Source organism: Mycobacterium neumannii (genome assembly GCF_002245615.1).
GTDB lineage: Bacteria > Actinomycetota > Actinomycetes > Mycobacteriales > Mycobacteriaceae > Mycobacterium > Mycobacterium neumannii_A.
Window position 1 is genome coordinate 280,149 of sequence record NZ_NKCO01000002.1, and the last position, 14,388, is coordinate 294,536.

Consider the following 14,388-nt stretch of genomic DNA (forward strand, 5'->3'; position numbering starts at 1 on the left):
TCACAGCGCCCTAGCGTGCGATCGCTAGACCAACCACGCCGCGCTGTCGGGCGGCAGGGCGCCGTCGGACACCTCCGCGCTCGCCAGCAGAACCTGACCCTCCGGCAGCGGTATCGGCCGCGAGCCGGCGTTGAGCACGCACACCAACCCGCCGGTGCGGTGAAACACCAGGCTGTCGGCGGGCGAGTCCAGCCACTCGACCATCGAACCGTCGAATTCGGCACGCTGTGAACGCAATTCGAAAGCGCGATGGAAGAACGCCAGCGTCGACGACGGATCCGCCAACTGCTTCTCAACCGTCAGCGCCGACCATTCCGGGGGAATCGGCAACCAGGTGTCCGGGTTATCCGAGAACCCGAACGGAGGGGTGTCGCCCTCCCACGGCATCGGAACCCTGCTGCCGTCGCGCCCGCGGCGGGTGTGCCCGGAGCGCTCCCACACCGGGTCGCGCAGCGCCTCGTCGGGGAGGTCGGCGTTCGGCAGGCCCAGTTCCTCGCCGTTGTAGATGAACACGGGCCCGGGCAGCGCCAGCACGACCAGGGCCATCGCCGTGGCGCGGGCAGAGCCGACGGCACCGCCGCCGTAGCGGGTGGGCACGCGGTCGACGTCGTGGTTGGCCAGCGTCCACGTCGGGACGGCATCCACCAATCCGGCTGCGGCCATCGAGTTCTCGATCGCGTGACGGATGTCGGCGGCGTCGAACGCCGCGCGCAGGAGCCGGAAGTTGAAGCCCAGATGCAGTTCGTCGGGACGCACGTAGCGTGCGAACTGCTCGTTGTCGTAGACCCAGACCTCGCCGATCGCAACGGATTCCGGATAGTCGTCGAACACCCGCCGGATCCGGCGATGGATCTCGTGCACGCCGTCGTTGTTGAACCGGGGATCGTCGTCCATCTCGGCCAGCAGCATCTCGCGTCCCACGATCTTCATGTCGGGAAGCCCGGGCGGCTTGGCCATCCCGTGCGCGACGTCGATGCGGAAGCCGTCGACGCCGCGGTCGAGCCAGAACCGCAGTGTCCGTTCGAGGTCGTCGAAGACCTCGGGGTTCTCCCAGTTGAGGTCGGGCTGCTCGGCGTCGAACAGGTGCAGATACCACTGGCCGGGGTTGCCGTCGGCTTCGGTCACCCGGGTCCACGCAGGCCCACCGAACACCGACAGCCAATTGTTGGGGGGTTTCGAACCGCCGGGCCCGGTGCCGTCGCGGAAGATGTAGCGCTCGCGCTGCGCGCTGCCCGGGCTCGCGGCCAGCGCCGCCTGGAACCATGGATGCGCGGAGCTGGTGTGGTTGGGCACCAGATCCATCGTCACCTTCATGCCCAGGTCATGGGCGGCGGCGGTGAGCCGGTCCAACGCCGCCAGGTCGCCGAACAGAGGGTCGACGTCGCGCGGGTCGGTTACGTCGTAGCCGTTGTCGGCCATCGGCGAGACCATCACCGGGTTGAGCCAGATCGCGTCGACGCCGAGTGCCTTGAGATAGTGCAGGCCGGAGGTCACCCCGTCGAGGTCGCCGACCCCGTCACCGTTGCTGTCGCGGAACGAGCGCGGATAGACCTGATAGAACAGCGCGTCAGACCACCAAGGATTCGTCATTAGAACGGCGCGTTCACCATCGAATGCGCGGCCATCTCCAGGTAGGCCAGCAGCTCTTTACGGTGCTCGTCGTCGAGTGTGTGCGAGTCGATCTCCGCGACCGCGGTGTGCATGCACCGCAGCCACGCGTCGCGTTCGATGTAGCCGATCCGGAACGGGGCGTGGCGCATCCTCAACCGCGGATGCCCACGCTGGTCGGAGTACGTGCGGGGGCCGCCCCAGTACTGCTCGAGGAACATCCGCAGCCGCACCTCGGCCGGTCCGAGGTCCTCCTCGGGGTAGAGCGGACGCAGGATTTCGTCCTCGCGGACCAACTCGTAGAACCGCGCCACGATCACGCGGAACGTCTCGTGGCCACCGACTTCGTCATAGAACGACCTCTGTGGCTGTGTCACGCCGACCATTGTTCCTTGTTGCTGGATTGACCAGGTCAGGCGGGCGCACCACCCGATGTTCACCTGACTGACCTGCGAACACGTCGAGAATTGTCGTGCGATTCACAGGAATCCGTGGTGAACTGTCGGACGGAGGACGTATGGCGCATCGCAAGAAAGGCCCGTCCAAAAGGGCCGGCCAGCGGAGTCACGGTGCCGCAACCGCCCTAGCCGGGTCGGTGGTACCGGGCGCGCAGACACGCGTCCTCCACAGCGTCGACATCCATCCGCCGAGTACCACCGAGGGCTCGATCTGGGGTCGTCGCCGTGTGCTGCTGCTGAACTCCACCTACGAACCGTTGACCGCTCTGCCCATGCGGCGGGCGGTCATCATGTTGATGTGCGGTAAGGCCGACGTCGTGCATGACGATCCCGGCGGGCCGGTGATCCATTCGGCGACCCGATCGATCGTGGTGCCCTCGGTCATCCGGTTGCGCTCCTACGTCCGGGTGCCGTACCGGGCGCGCATCCCGATGACGCGCGCGGCTTTGATGCACCGCGACCGGTTTCGCTGCGCCTATTGCGGGAGTAAGGCCGACACCGTCGACCATGTGGTTCCGCGCAGCCGCGGGGGAGTGCACTCGTGGGAGAACTGCGTAGCGGCCTGTTCGTCGTGCAATCACCGCAAGGCCGACCGGCTGCTCACCGAGCTGGGGTGGTCCCTGCGCATAGTGCCCGTTCCGCCGAAGGGCCAGCACTGGCGGCTGTTGTCCAGCGTCAAGGAACTCGACCCGTCTTGGGTTCGATATCTGGGCGAGGGCGCGGCGTAAACGCGGCTGGTATACGGTTTGCGTCGTGAGCACCACAACGACAATCGCGCTTCTGACTTTGGTGCCGCTCGGGCTGACGGCCGTCCTTGCCCTGTTGATCTGGCGCAGTAAGGGCCCGCACCCGGCGAGCTACAAGATGTCCGACCCTTGGAAGCACGCCCCGATCCTGTGGGCGTCCGACGAGCCCGCCGATCACGGGCACGCGACCGGACGCAGTGTGGCCGCCGACTCGGCGGCCCACGGCGGAAACGTGGGTGAACACCAGTCCAACGCGGTGACGATTGGAGGCGGCGCCAGTGGCAAGTGGTGACGTTGCGGTAACCGGCCATCGGGCCGCGCTCGAGCACACCGACCTCCCGATGGGTTGGGTGGTCACCTCCAGCGGCCGGATCTCCGGTGTCACGCAGCCGGGTGAGCTGTCGCTGGACTACCCCTTCCCGACCAAGGACCTGGTGTTCCTCGACGACGCGCTCAAATACGGCTCGCGGGCTTCGAAGGCCCGGTTCGCCGTGTACATCGGCAATCTCGGCCACGACACGGCGGCCACCGCGCGCGAGATCCTCGCTCAGGTGCCTACCCCGAACAACGCCGTGCTGCTGGCGGTCTCGCCCGAGCAGCACGCGATCGAGGTGGTCTACGGCGCCGACGTCAAGGGACGCGGCATCGAAGAGGCCGCACCGCTGGGCGTCTCCGCGGCGGCCGCGTCGTTCAAAGAGGGCAACCTGATGGACGGGTTGATCAGCGCGGTGCGGGTGATGAGCGCCGGCGTCACCCCGGCCTGACCGCACCTTCCCCTGTTGCGCGAGAGTGCGTGTGTGTACACGACACACCGCGCCAGAGCAGCGTTATGCGCACGTTCGCGGGCGCGTCACGGTGCATCGAGTGCGAGCGCGGCACGAATTTCGACGTAACGCTCGAGGAAGCGCCGCTCGTCGAGACGCTTGCGCCGCAGCCACGCGGTGACCTCGTCGTTGCACTTGCTGGTGTTGCACGAGGCGCACGCCGGTACGACGTTGTCGATGGTGTACCTGCCGCCGCGGGAGATCGCCATGACGCAGTCGCGCTGCAGCGCTCGATCCGTCGCGCCGCAGTAGGCGCAGCCCTTCCACGCGTCTTTCAGCGCTTGCCACTGCTGTGGCGTGAGGTCGTTGTCGACGGCGCCGAGTCGACGCTTACGCTTACGGGCCGCCCTGGCCCGGCGAGTTCTGCTGACCGCCACGCGCTCAGCATGCACCGCGAGCGACCGCTCTTGTACGGCCCGACGCGGCGTGTCGGCGTACAAGCACGGTCGCTCGCGCAGAAAGGTCCCGGCGGTTTAGGTGACGTCGAAGGCGCGGGCGCGCAGGGACCGCTCGACACCGGCGCGGCCCTCGATGACCAGACGGCGCAGCGGCGGCGGTACATCGGGGTCGGCGAGGAACTCGTCGGCGGCGGCCAACCCGTCTTCGCTGATGTCCCACGACGGGTACAACCCGATGACGACGGTCTGGGCCACCTCGCTGGACCGCCGCTGCCACACGCCCGCGATCGCGCCGAAGTACCTCTCCCGGAACGGCGACAGCAGTGCCTGCTGACCGGGCTGAACGAAGCCGCCGATGATCGCGCGCGCGGTGATGTTGGCCAGCGTGTCGTCCTCGATCACCTGCTCCCACGCCGCTTCCTTGACCGCCAGTTCGGGTCGCGCGGCCGACGCTGCGGCGGCGTGCCGGCGTCCCGCCGCGGTCGGATCGCGTTGGGCCTCGGCGTCGATGAACGGCGTCTCCATACCCTCGGCGTCGACGGCGCCCGCGGCGGCGAGCGCGGTCACGATGCGCCACCGCAAGTCGGTGTCGACGACCAGACCGGGCAGACCCTTGAGCGCGGGGTCTTCGTCGAGCAGCGCCGAAAGCACCTCCACATGCCGCGGATCGAGCACCGATCCACACAGCGCGTTGACGTAGGCCAGTTGGTGATCGGAGCCGCCCTCGGCGCTGCGGGCCAGGTCGAGCAACCGGTCGGCGAACTCGGGCCAGCCCGACGAGCGCGCCCACTCCGGATCGGCGTAGGAGTTCAGCGCCGTCTGGGCCTGCAGCAGAAGCCGTTGCAGCACACCGACTTCGGTTTCGGCGTGAACACCGCCGCATACCAACGACACGAACTCGCGGGCCTTGAGCTCGGCCTCGCGTGTCATTTCCCACGCCGCCGACCACGCCAGGGTGCGCGGCAGCGGCTCGGCGATGTCGGCGATGCGCGTCAGTACCGTCTGCAGCGAATCCTGGTCCAGCCGCAGCGAGCAGTACGTCAGGTCGTCGTCGTTGACCAGAATCAACTTGCCGCGCGGAACACCGTGCAGCGCAGGCACATCCGTGCTCGAACCCTCGATGTCGAGTTCCTCGCGATGCACCCGCACCAGCTTGCCGGAGCCGTCGTCGTCGTAGATTCCGACCGCGAGGCGATGCACCCGGGTTTCACCGGCGCCGGGCGCAGCCCCGCTCTGGTCGATGGCGAACCGGGTGAACCGGCCCTCGGCGTCGAGGTCGAAGTCGGGTCGCAGCGTGTTAAGGCCCGTCGTCTTAAGCCACTGCTGTCCCCATCCCGACAGGTCGCGCCCCGAGGCCTTCTCCAGCGCGCCCAGCAGGTCACCGAATGTGGCGTTGCCGAACGCGTGGTCGCGGAAGTAATCGCGCAGGCCGGAGAGGAACTCCTCCTCGCCGACGTAGGCGACCAGTTGCTTGAGGACGCTGGCGCCCTTGGCGTAGGTGATCCCGTCGAAGTTCACTTCGACGGCCGCCAGATCGGGGATGTCGGCGGCGACGGGATGGGTGGAGGGCAGTTGGTCCTGGCGGTACGCCCACGACTTCTCCACGTTCGCGAACGTCGTCCACGCCTCGGTGTACTCGGTGGCTTCTGCCTGGCACAGCACCGAGGCGAACGTCGCGAAAGACTCGTTGAGCCACAGGTCATCCCACCACTGCATGGTGACCAGGTCGCCGAACCACATGTGCGCCATCTCGTGCAGAACGGTCTCGGCGCGCCGTTCGTAGGAGGCTCGGGTCACCTTGCTGCGGAAGACGTAGTCCTCGAGGAACGTCACCGCGCCGGCGTTCTCCATCGCGCCGGCGTTGAACTCCGGTACGAACAGCTGGTCGTACTTACCGAACGCATACGGGATGCCGAAGTTGTTGTGGTAGAAGCCGAATCCCTGCTTGGTCTCGGTGAACAGCCGCCCGGCGTCCATGAACTCGGCCAGCGTCTTGCGGCAGAACAACCCCAGCGGAATGTCGCCGTGGTCGTCGCTGTACACGTCGTCCCAGCGTGCGTATGGACCGGCGACGAGCGCCACCAGATACGTGCTCATCCGTGGTGTCGCGGCGAAGGTGTGCCGCCTGGCTGCACCGGCGTCCTCGACGGTGACGGTGGCGCCGTTGGACACGACCTCCCAGTGCGACGGCGCTGTCACCGTGACGTCGAAGGCCGCCTTGAGATCCGGTTGGTCGAAGCACGCGAACATCCGCTTGGCGTCGGCGGTTTCGAATTGCGAGTACAGGTACACCTCGTCGTCGACGGGGTCGACGAAGCGGTGCAGACCCTCTCCGGTGTTGGAGTAGCGGCAATCGGCGTCGACGACAAGGACGTTGCGCCCGGCCAGTCCGGTCAGCGCGATGCCGGTCGATTCGTCATAGCCCGACACGTCGATGTCGCGGCCGTTGAGGGTGGCGCTGTGGATCGTGTCGGCCGCGATGTCGATGTAGGTGTCGGCGCCGGGAAGGGCATCGAATTCGACCGTGGTTGTGGACCGGAACGTGCGTTCACCGGGCTTGCCGGCGCCGTCGGTCAGGTCGAGTTCGATGCGGTAACTGTCGACGGTGACCAGGGCGGCGCGTTCGACGGCTTGGTCACGGGTCAGGTTGGGAAGTGCCACCCGACCAACCTAACGCCCGCGCCGTCAAGCGGCGCGTCGCACGTCCCGAGTCAGAAACCCGGTATCGCCCGCGCCGCGGGCAGCCAGTCCATCACGGTGCCGTTGCCCACTGACGCCAACATCTGCGGGCAGTACATCGAGATCGCGATGCCGGTGAAGAAGGCCGCGATGTCCGGCGGGATGCCGTTGTCGGACACCTGCGTGTACACCTTCGCGAGGTTCTTGCCCGGTTCGACGAGCATCGGGCACACGGATTCCCCGATCGCGACCATGTTCACGGGATTGTCGACGGACATGCCTGCGCCGCGAAGTGCGGCCAGGAATGCCTCGTCGGTCGTGTCGGCTTGGGCCGGTGCGGCGAACGTCGTTGCAACCGCCGCCAGACCGACCCCCAACGCCAGAGCGCGTCCTCGAAGATCAACAGGTTTATTCACTTCGGTAACGATTCTTCACATTGGTCACATCAGGAACACGGTTCGATCACCGTTTGCACTCTTAGGCGTTTCTCATATCGCGCCCTGCGACGTGGGCCGCTATAGCCGCCGCGGCGGGGGAACACTCCAAGCACGACCGCAGTTGTCAGGAATGGACTCTGCCCACCCCGCGCCCGGAAGGATTCGCCCATGTCCGAGAAGTCCGTTGCAGAACTCTGGTTCGACCCGTTGTGTCCGTGGTGCTGGATCACCTCGCGCTGGATCCTCGAGGTCGAGAAGGTCCGCGACATCGACGTGAGCTTCCGGGTGATGAGCCTCGCGGTGCTCAACGAGGGACGCGACCTGCCCGAGGAATACCAGGAGGCGATGAAGAAGGCGTGGGGGCCGGTGCGCGTCGCCATCGCGGCCGAACAGGCCAAGGGTCGCGAGGTCCTCGGCGGACTGTACACCGCGATGGGAACCCGCATCCACAACCAGGGCATCCAGGACTTCGATGTGGTGATCAAGGAGTCGCTCGCTGAGGTCGGCCTCCCGGCCGAGCTCGCCGAGGCCGCAACCACCGACAAGTACGACGACGCGCTGCGCAAGAGCCACCACGAGGGCATGGACCCCGTCGGCGAGGACGTGGGCACCCCGACCATCCATGTCAACGGTGTCGCATTCTTCGGACCAGTGCTGTCGCGAATCCCGCGCGGCGAGGACGCCGGCAAGCTCTGGGACGCCTCGGTGACCTTCGCGTCCTATCCGCACTTCTGGGAGCTCAAGCGCACCCGCACGGAGTCGCCGGAATTCGACTGAGCGCCGTACCCGTCCGGAGCCTAGGGCCCGGCGAGACCTGACCAGGGTCGTCCGCCTGCCAAGATCGCGACCCTCATGTCGATTTCGTGGGCGCCGAAGTAGGGTGACCGCCATGCGCGTCTACCTGGGAGCCGATCACGCCGGCTTCGACCTCAAGCAGGCCATCGTCGAGCACCTGCGCAGTTCCGGGCACGAGCCGATCGACTGCGGGGCATTCGTCAACGACCCCGACGACGACTATCCGGCGTTCTGCATCGCCGCCGCGGAGAAGACCGTGGCCGATTCGGGCAGCCTCGGCATCGTGCTCGGGGGTTCGGGCAACGGTGAGCAGATCGCGGCCAACAAGGTTCTCGGCGCGCGCTGTGCGTTGGCGTGGAGCGTCGAGACCGCCAAACTCGCACGCGAGCACAACAACGCTCAGCTGATCGGGATCGGCGGGCGCATGCACACCGTCGAGGAGGCGCTCGCGATCGTCGACGCGTTCGTGAGCACCCCGTGGTCGGAAGCCGAACGGCACCAACGTCGTATCGACATCCTCACCGAGTACGAACGCACCCACGTCGCGCCCCCGGTACCCGGCGCCTAGGGATGCCGGAAGGCCACACTCTGCACCGGCTCGCCCGGTTGCACCAGCGGCGATTCGCTCGTGCACCGGTGCTGGTGTCCACCCCGCAGGGCAGGTTTGCCGACGGCGCCGCCGCCGTCGACGGGCGGGTGCTCAAGAAGGCCACCGCCTACGGCAAGCATCTGTTCCACCACTACGAAGGTGACCGGGTGGTGCATGTGCATCTCGGGTTGTACGGCACGTTCACCGAGTGGCCGCTGCCTGCCGGGACGACACCGCCGCCGCCGGTGGGACAGGTCCGGATGCGGATGATCGGCGCCGAGTACGGCACCGACCTTCGGGGGCCGACGGTGTGTGAAGTGCTCGCCGAACCGGAGATCGCCGACGTCATCGACCGGCTCGGACCCGATCCGCTTCGCCGCGACGCCGACGGATCGCTGGCGTGGGCCCGAATCCGCAAGTCGCGCAGGCCGATCGGACCGCTGCTGATGGACCAGACGGTGATCGCCGGGGTAGGCAACGTGTATCGCAACGAGTTGCTCTTCCGGCACGGCATCGACCCGCACCGGCCGGGCATGCGTATCGACGAGGACGAGTTCGACGCGATGTGGACCGACCTCGTCGCGTTGATGCGGATCGGGTTGCGGCGCGGCAAGATCCACACCATCCGCCCCGAGGACGACCACGGGCTGCCCTCGTACGGGCCCGGACGGCCCCGCACCTACGTCTATCGGCGGGCGGGCGAGCCGTGCCGGCTGTGCGGCACCGAGATCCGCACGAAGGTGATGGAAGGCCGCAACCTGTTCTGGTGCCCCACCGACCAGACGTAGGCACCCCGGCTGGGTCAACGTGACGGGCGCTCCTCAGCGACAATCGGCGCGTGGAGTTGATTCTCGTCGTCGTCGGAGCCATCGTCGTCACCGCTGTCGCACACCGGCGCGGCCTCGAACCGGCCCTGGTCATCGTCATCATCGGCGCCGCTGTGTCGTTTCTGCCGGATTTCGAGCCACCCGAACTGGATTCGCACATCCTCCTGACGGTGGTGCTGCCGCCGCTCCTGTACTCGGCGGCGCTGAACTTCTCGTTCCCGACGTTCCTGCGCAACATCCGGCCGATCCTGGGCCTCGGCGTCGGACTGGTCGTGGTGACGGCATTCGCGGTGGCGGCCTCGGCGTGGCTGGTGGTGGTGCCCCTGACGTTCGCCACGGCCCTGGTGCTGGGCGCGATCGTGGCGCCGCCGGACGCGGTGACCGCGGTCGCCGTCGGTCGCAAGCTGGGCCTGCCGAGGCGGGTGATGGCGATCCTGACCGGAGAGAGCCTGATCAACGACGCCGCTGCGCTGACCCTGTTCTCGATCGCGGTGGTGCAGGTCACCGGCGGGCACATCTTCATCCACAACCCGTTCCTGCTGTTCGGCTACAGCGCCGTCGTCGGGCCGATCGTGGGCGCGCTGCTCGGTTACGTGACGCTGTGGATCCGCAGGCGACTGGCCAATCCGGGGCTGGAGACGGTGCAGGGCCTCGTGGTGCCGTTCGCGGCGTTCATCGTCGCCGAGGAGCTGCACGCATCGGGGGTGTTGGCCGTCGTCGTCGCCGGCTTCGTGGTGGCCAACGGCACGCTGTCGGCCGGGTACCAGACCCGGCTGCAGGAACGTTATGTGTGGAACTCCGTCGACGTGTTGCTCGAGGCGTTCGTGTTCGCCTACATCGGGTTGCATCTGCGCTTCGTGCTCGAGGACCTGCAGGAGGCGCACGAGTCGCTGGCCGAGGTCGCTGTGGCGTCGCTGGTCGTGCTGGTCATCGTCTTGGTGATCCGGCCGCTGTCGGTGTTCGCCATCTTCGGGCGCAACAAGCTGTCCCAGCACGTCGAGACGCGGTTGAGCGTTCCCGTACCGGCGGGCGGAGGTCGCGGAGCGCTGGGAACCCGGCGGCGCAACAACCCGCCGGGTAAGTGGCGGTCACGCGTCGACCGGCGATCACTGTCCTGGCGGGAGAACGTGGTCGTGTCGTGGACCGGGATGCGCGGGGTCGTGACTTTGGCTGCGGCCGCGGCCATTCCGGCGACGACGGTCACCGGCGAGCCGTTTCCCGAGCGGGCCACCATTCAGGCCATCGCGTTCGTGGTCAGCGTCGGCACGCTGCTGCTCCAAGGCTCGACGCTGCCGATCCTGATCCGGCGGCTGCACATCTCGCGGTTCTCCGACGATCACGCGGTCGATCGCGAGGAGGAACTCAAGGCCGAACGCGTCGTGCACGACGCCGCCGATCGGGTGCTGGCCGACTTTCGGGCCAATCCGCCTGCGGGCCTGAGCTCTCGCGTGGCCGCCGAGATCGAGGCGACCATCGCCCGGCACTCGCAGGACGCCGACGAGATGCCGGACCCCGAGGCGCATACGAAGCGCTCCGAGGTGTTCGCCGCGCTGTACCGCGACGTGCTCACCCACCAGCGCGCCGCGCTGATCGCCGAACGCGATGAGGGCCGCATCGAAGACGAGGCGGTCCGCGCGATGCTCGAACGGCTCGACCTACAGGAGGCCGGGGTGTCGGCGCGTCTGGAGAGCCGGCTGTAGCAGAAGGTCAGAAGCCGCCGAAATCGCCGAAGCCGCCGCCGATGTCACCGCCGCCGCCCCAGTCGCCGCCGCCGTCACCGCCCCAGTCGCCCCCGGGATCCTGGCCTTGGTCCAACCCCTGGTCGTATCCCTGGGCGAAGCCTTCTTCATAGCCGCTGCCGTGCATGCCGGAGAACAACGCGTCGAACAGCAGCACCGAGCCCAGGCCCCAGGCGCCGGCGACGAGCGCTGGCTTCCACCACGGCTCGGAATACCAACCCGCAGGCACCGGCCGACCCGCGACCCGGCCGCCGGGGTAGTAATTCGGGGTGCGCTCGGATGGCGTCGGCGAGGCTTCGATCTCGCGGCCCTCGAAGTCGACCTTGCGCTCCTCGGTCACCGTGCCCGCCGACCGCTGGCCGGCGAGCGTTTCGAGTTCGGGGCCGGGATCCATGCCCATCGCGACGCGAGCGGCGCGCACGTAGTAGAGGCCCTCGAGCGCGCTCTCCTTGGCGAGCAACGCCTGCTTGGCGGTGTTGGCCTGGTCGATCTGCGACCCGGCAGCGGTGTAGCGCTCGGACGCGTCGGCCAGCGCCTGCTTCGACGCGTCGTCGTTGCCGGTCAGGCCGATCACCTGACCGCCGAGACGTTCGATGATGCGGCGGGCGTCGGCTTTGGCGTCCTCGAGCGAGGCGGCCTTGCGCCGGTCAGAAGCCCTCATCGCGGCGTAGGCCACGGCGCCGAGAGCGACGATGACCAGGACGACGAGAACGAGCAGAACACCGTTCATAGCGCCCAGCGTACCCAGCGTGAACGCGAAAACCGGATCGCGAACGGTGTGGCCGGGCGGTCACGCGCGTTGTCCCTCGGTGCGCTGTACTGTGGCGGTTCGTCGAGGTCTCGGGCAAACCCGGTCAACCGGCCCCCCGATTTTTGTTCGAGCGTCAATTTGCGTACCGTGAATGGGGTGACGCGGTGGGTACGCAGATTCGACGACTTCCTTAACCGCCTGCTCGAAGAGCATGCGCGCGAGGCAGGCGAGAGCGTCGACACGTACGTTGCCCGTGCGGTTGCGGCGCAAATGGCCACCGATTTGAGGCGCGCCAACGATCCGAACATCGCCGACCTGCAAACTCATCTTGCCGCCGCGGGCGTGCTCGACGAGGAGGCGATGCCAGACGTGTCGACCGTCATTGCCGACCCTGACCGACTTGCCGCCCTGCACGACACCGGCTTGCTGGACTCGCCGCCGGAGGTGATCTACGACCGGATCACCCGGGCCGCGGCCGAAGCGCTCGACGCTCCCTTCGCGATGGTGTCGCTTGTCGACGTCGATCGACAGTTCTTCAAAAGTGCCGTCGGTCAAGAAAGCACCTCACCGGAGGATCGGCAGACACCACTCGAGCGCTCGGTGTGTCAGTACGCGGTGGCCAATGGCGCGCCGCTGATCCTGGAGGACGCGCGGGCCGATCCGACTTTCAAGCAGCATCCCGCGGTGCGGGACGGGACGGTGGTGGCCTATCTCGGCATACCGCTGATGGACGATGCGGGCAATGCCGTTGGGACACTGTGCGTCTACGACACCAAGCCACGCCTGTGGAGTACGGGTCATCTTCAGGTGCTCAGTGACCTCGCCGCGCTCGCCACAGAACGCATATTCCACACGGGCACCTAGCCACAACGATGAGCGGGCCGTTCGGCCCCGCGAACTGGCTGGAACTTCGGGGTCATGACCTAGACTGGCAACGTTTGCGGACGCAGACAATTCTGTACACGTCGGGTTTCCGGGGGGAGAATGCAGCCTGACGCGAAATCGCCCACCCGTGATTCGCAGCCTCGGCTCAGGACTACGGTCCCGCAACTCACCGCCATGCCGTCACCCACTTCTCGCGGTGGGAAGTCCGGCTGGATCGAAACCCTTCGCGCCGAGTCGGGTTATGTGGCGCTCACTGTCGGCTTGGACATCTGGGCCGGGGTGTGGTCCGTCGCGATAGCGCAGTGGTTGACGCCCGGCCCCGTCGCGGAACGGAACATCGCGACAATCTCGTGGCTCTTCGTGCCGATTCTCCTGGTGATCATGCACACCCGGTCGATGTACAAGCGCAAGCTCGGCCACAGCTTCCTCGACGACTTCGAACCCGTCGAAACCTCGGTAGCGTTATCTGCGCTGGCGACACTCACCATCATGCTTGTGCTCGTGCCCCCATTACCGACCGGCTCGGTGGTCGTGGAACACGTTCGCCCAAGCGAATTGGCCATTCGGATTTGGATTTGCGCGGCCATCCTGCTGCCTGCGAACCGCCTCGCCAGATCGTTGGCTCAGCGACACCTGCGGCGAAGGCATGGCTTCGGGTCGTCAGCGCTGATCATCGGTTCCGGTCCATTCGCCCATCAGCTGATCACACGGATGCGTCAGATCCCCGACTACGGTCTGCACCCCGTCGGGGTGCTCGACGCCGCTCGCCCGCGCGCGGCGGAGTTGGCCGACGTGCCGTACTACGGATCCACGGCCAACCTCGAGGTCGTGGCTCAGACCACCGGCGCCAAAGAACTCATCGTGGCGCCCTCGTCGACTCCCGACGACGAGCTGGCCCTCACCGCTCAGCTGGCGCACAACATCGGACTCCGCGTGCGTGTAGTGCCTCGATTAATGGACGTCATCGGCGGCGCGACCTACGTCGAGCACCTCGGTGGCATCCCACTGCTGGTGCTCTCCCACACCGACCCAAAGGGATGGCAGTTCGCCGTCAAGCATGCCTTGGGCCGGCTGATCGCGGCGGTCCTGCTGATCGTGATCTCGCCCCTGTATCTCACGCTCGCGATTCTGGTGAAGCTGAGTTCGCCAGGCCCTGTCTATTTCCGTCAGGAACGCGTCGGGCGCGACGGCAAGGTCTTCGACTGCCTGAAGTTTCGCAGCATGAGACCCGTCGGCGCCGCCACTAAAGCGTTCGCGTTGAAGGAGGGTTCGGCACCTGGGGGAGTGGAAGGCGACGACCGGCGCACCGCCATCGGCAAGTTCATGCGCAAGGCGTCCCTCGACGAACTACCCCAACTGGTCAACGTGGTGCGCGGGCACATGACGCTGGTGGGCCCGCGCCCCGAGCGACCGGAGTTCGTCGAACTGTTCGAGATGCAGGTGCGACGCTACGGCGACCGCCACCGAGTGAAGGCGGGCATCACCGGTTGGGCCCAGGTGCACGGACTTCGGGGCCAGACCTCGATCGCCGACCGGGCGGAATTCGACAACTACTACATCGAGAATTGGTCGCTTCTGCTCGATTTCAAGATCCTGGTCCTGACTGTGCTTGCGGTGCTGAAACCCGCCGAGTAGGAACAATTCGGAGAACC

The 14,388-nt window shown here is 67.1% G+C and carries 15 protein-coding genes; 9 read left to right on the forward strand and 6 right to left on the reverse strand.

Going from position 1 to position 14,388, the window contains the following annotated elements; translation table 11 throughout:
* Nucleotides 1-24 precede the first annotated feature (24 nt).
* The gene (locus tag CEX88_RS03985; protein WP_094292478.1) at nucleotides 25-1,590 is read right to left on the reverse strand and encodes a glycoside hydrolase family 13 protein; all 1,566 of its coding nucleotides are present in this window, start codon (nucleotides 1,588-1,590) and stop codon (nucleotides 25-27) included.
* Complete coding sequence (locus tag CEX88_RS03990; RefSeq protein WP_197696687.1) at nucleotides 1,590-1,994, reverse strand: globin; 405 nt, start codon at nucleotides 1,992-1,994, stop codon at nucleotides 1,590-1,592. Before CEX88_RS03990 ends, CEX88_RS03985 begins: the two co-directional genes overlap by 1 nt.
* 131 nt (nucleotides 1,995-2,125) lie before the next feature.
* Here CEX88_RS03990 and CEX88_RS03995 point away from each other — a divergent pair, with 131 nt between their 5' ends.
* The 3 genes from CEX88_RS03995 to CEX88_RS04005 are packed head-to-tail and all read left to right on the forward strand — an operon-like array spanning nucleotide 2,126 to nucleotide 3,576.
* Nucleotides 2,126-2,794, forward strand: a complete 669-nt coding sequence (locus CEX88_RS03995; protein ID WP_066840693.1) for an HNH endonuclease — start codon at nucleotides 2,126-2,128, stop codon at nucleotides 2,792-2,794.
* Nucleotides 2,795-2,819: 25 nt separating this feature from the next.
* The gene (gene ctaJ / locus CEX88_RS04000) at nucleotides 2,820-3,104 is read left to right on the forward strand and encodes an aa3-type cytochrome oxidase subunit CtaJ (RefSeq protein ID WP_197506136.1); all 285 of its coding nucleotides are present in this window, start codon (nucleotides 2,820-2,822) and stop codon (nucleotides 3,102-3,104) included.
* Nucleotides 3,091-3,576 (forward strand): DUF5130 domain-containing protein, encoded by a 486-nt coding sequence (locus CEX88_RS04005; protein WP_420799180.1) that lies wholly within the window; start codon nucleotides 3,091-3,093, stop codon nucleotides 3,574-3,576. The genes ctaJ and CEX88_RS04005 overlap by 14 nt, the downstream gene beginning before the upstream one ends.
* Nucleotides 3,577-3,662: 86 nt before the next feature.
* Here the strand turns inward: CEX88_RS04005 and CEX88_RS04010 are convergent, their stop codons facing one another.
* The 3 genes from CEX88_RS04010 to CEX88_RS04020 all read right to left on the reverse strand — a co-directional run bounded on the left by CEX88_RS04010 (nucleotide 3,663) and on the right by CEX88_RS04020 (nucleotide 7,129).
* Complete coding sequence (locus tag CEX88_RS04010; protein WP_094292562.1) at nucleotides 3,663-4,013, reverse strand: HNH endonuclease; 351 nt, start codon at nucleotides 4,011-4,013, stop codon at nucleotides 3,663-3,665.
* A gap of 96 nt (nucleotides 4,014-4,109) precedes the next feature.
* Nucleotides 4,110-6,695 carry an aminopeptidase N gene (pepN, locus tag CEX88_RS04015; protein ID WP_066840685.1) on the reverse strand — a complete coding sequence of 862 codons (2,586 nt, stop codon included), beginning with the start codon at nucleotides 6,693-6,695 and terminating at the stop codon, nucleotides 4,110-4,112.
* Between the two features lie 50 nt (nucleotides 6,696-6,745).
* A complete protein-coding gene (locus tag CEX88_RS04020; RefSeq protein WP_066840682.1) occupies nucleotides 6,746-7,129 on the reverse strand; it encodes a DUF732 domain-containing protein in 384 nt (127 codons plus the stop codon).
* 189 nt (nucleotides 7,130-7,318) lie between these two features.
* Between CEX88_RS04020 and CEX88_RS04025 the strand changes: the two genes are divergently transcribed.
* From CEX88_RS04025 to CEX88_RS04040, 4 genes are all read left to right on the forward strand, one after another.
* Nucleotides 7,319-7,927, forward strand: a complete 609-nt coding sequence (locus CEX88_RS04025) for a mycothiol-dependent nitroreductase Rv2466c family protein (RefSeq protein ID WP_066840680.1) — start codon at nucleotides 7,319-7,321, stop codon at nucleotides 7,925-7,927.
* 112 nt (nucleotides 7,928-8,039) lie between these two features.
* Nucleotides 8,040-8,513, forward strand: a complete 474-nt coding sequence (locus CEX88_RS04030) for a ribose-5-phosphate isomerase (RefSeq protein WP_066840809.1) — start codon at nucleotides 8,040-8,042, stop codon at nucleotides 8,511-8,513.
* 2 nt (nucleotides 8,514-8,515) lie between these two features.
* Nucleotides 8,516-9,322, forward strand: a complete 807-nt coding sequence (locus tag CEX88_RS04035; RefSeq protein WP_094292480.1) for an Fpg/Nei family DNA glycosylase — start codon at nucleotides 8,516-8,518, stop codon at nucleotides 9,320-9,322.
* Between the two features lie 50 nt (nucleotides 9,323-9,372).
* Complete coding sequence (locus tag CEX88_RS04040; protein WP_094292481.1) at nucleotides 9,373-11,061, forward strand: cation:proton antiporter; 1,689 nt, start codon at nucleotides 9,373-9,375, stop codon at nucleotides 11,059-11,061.
* 7 nt (nucleotides 11,062-11,068) lie between these two features.
* Here CEX88_RS04040 and CEX88_RS04045 read toward each other — a convergent pair whose 3' ends face one another.
* Nucleotides 11,069-11,830 carry a hypothetical protein gene (locus CEX88_RS04045; RefSeq protein ID WP_066840674.1) on the reverse strand — a complete coding sequence of 254 codons (762 nt, stop codon included), beginning with the start codon at nucleotides 11,828-11,830 and terminating at the stop codon, nucleotides 11,069-11,071.
* A gap of 177 nt (nucleotides 11,831-12,007) precedes the next feature.
* Between CEX88_RS04045 and CEX88_RS04050 the strand changes: the two genes are divergently transcribed.
* Together CEX88_RS04050 and CEX88_RS04055 are read left to right on the forward strand one after the other, a co-directional pair.
* Entirely contained in the window at nucleotides 12,008-12,715 is a 708-nt protein-coding gene (locus CEX88_RS04050; protein WP_094292482.1) for a GAF domain-containing protein, read from the forward strand.
* Between the two features lie 195 nt (nucleotides 12,716-12,910).
* Nucleotides 12,911-14,371 (forward strand): sugar transferase, encoded by a 1,461-nt coding sequence (locus CEX88_RS04055; RefSeq protein WP_238381938.1) that lies wholly within the window; start codon nucleotides 12,911-12,913, stop codon nucleotides 14,369-14,371.
* Nucleotides 14,372-14,388: the final 17 nt, after the last annotated feature.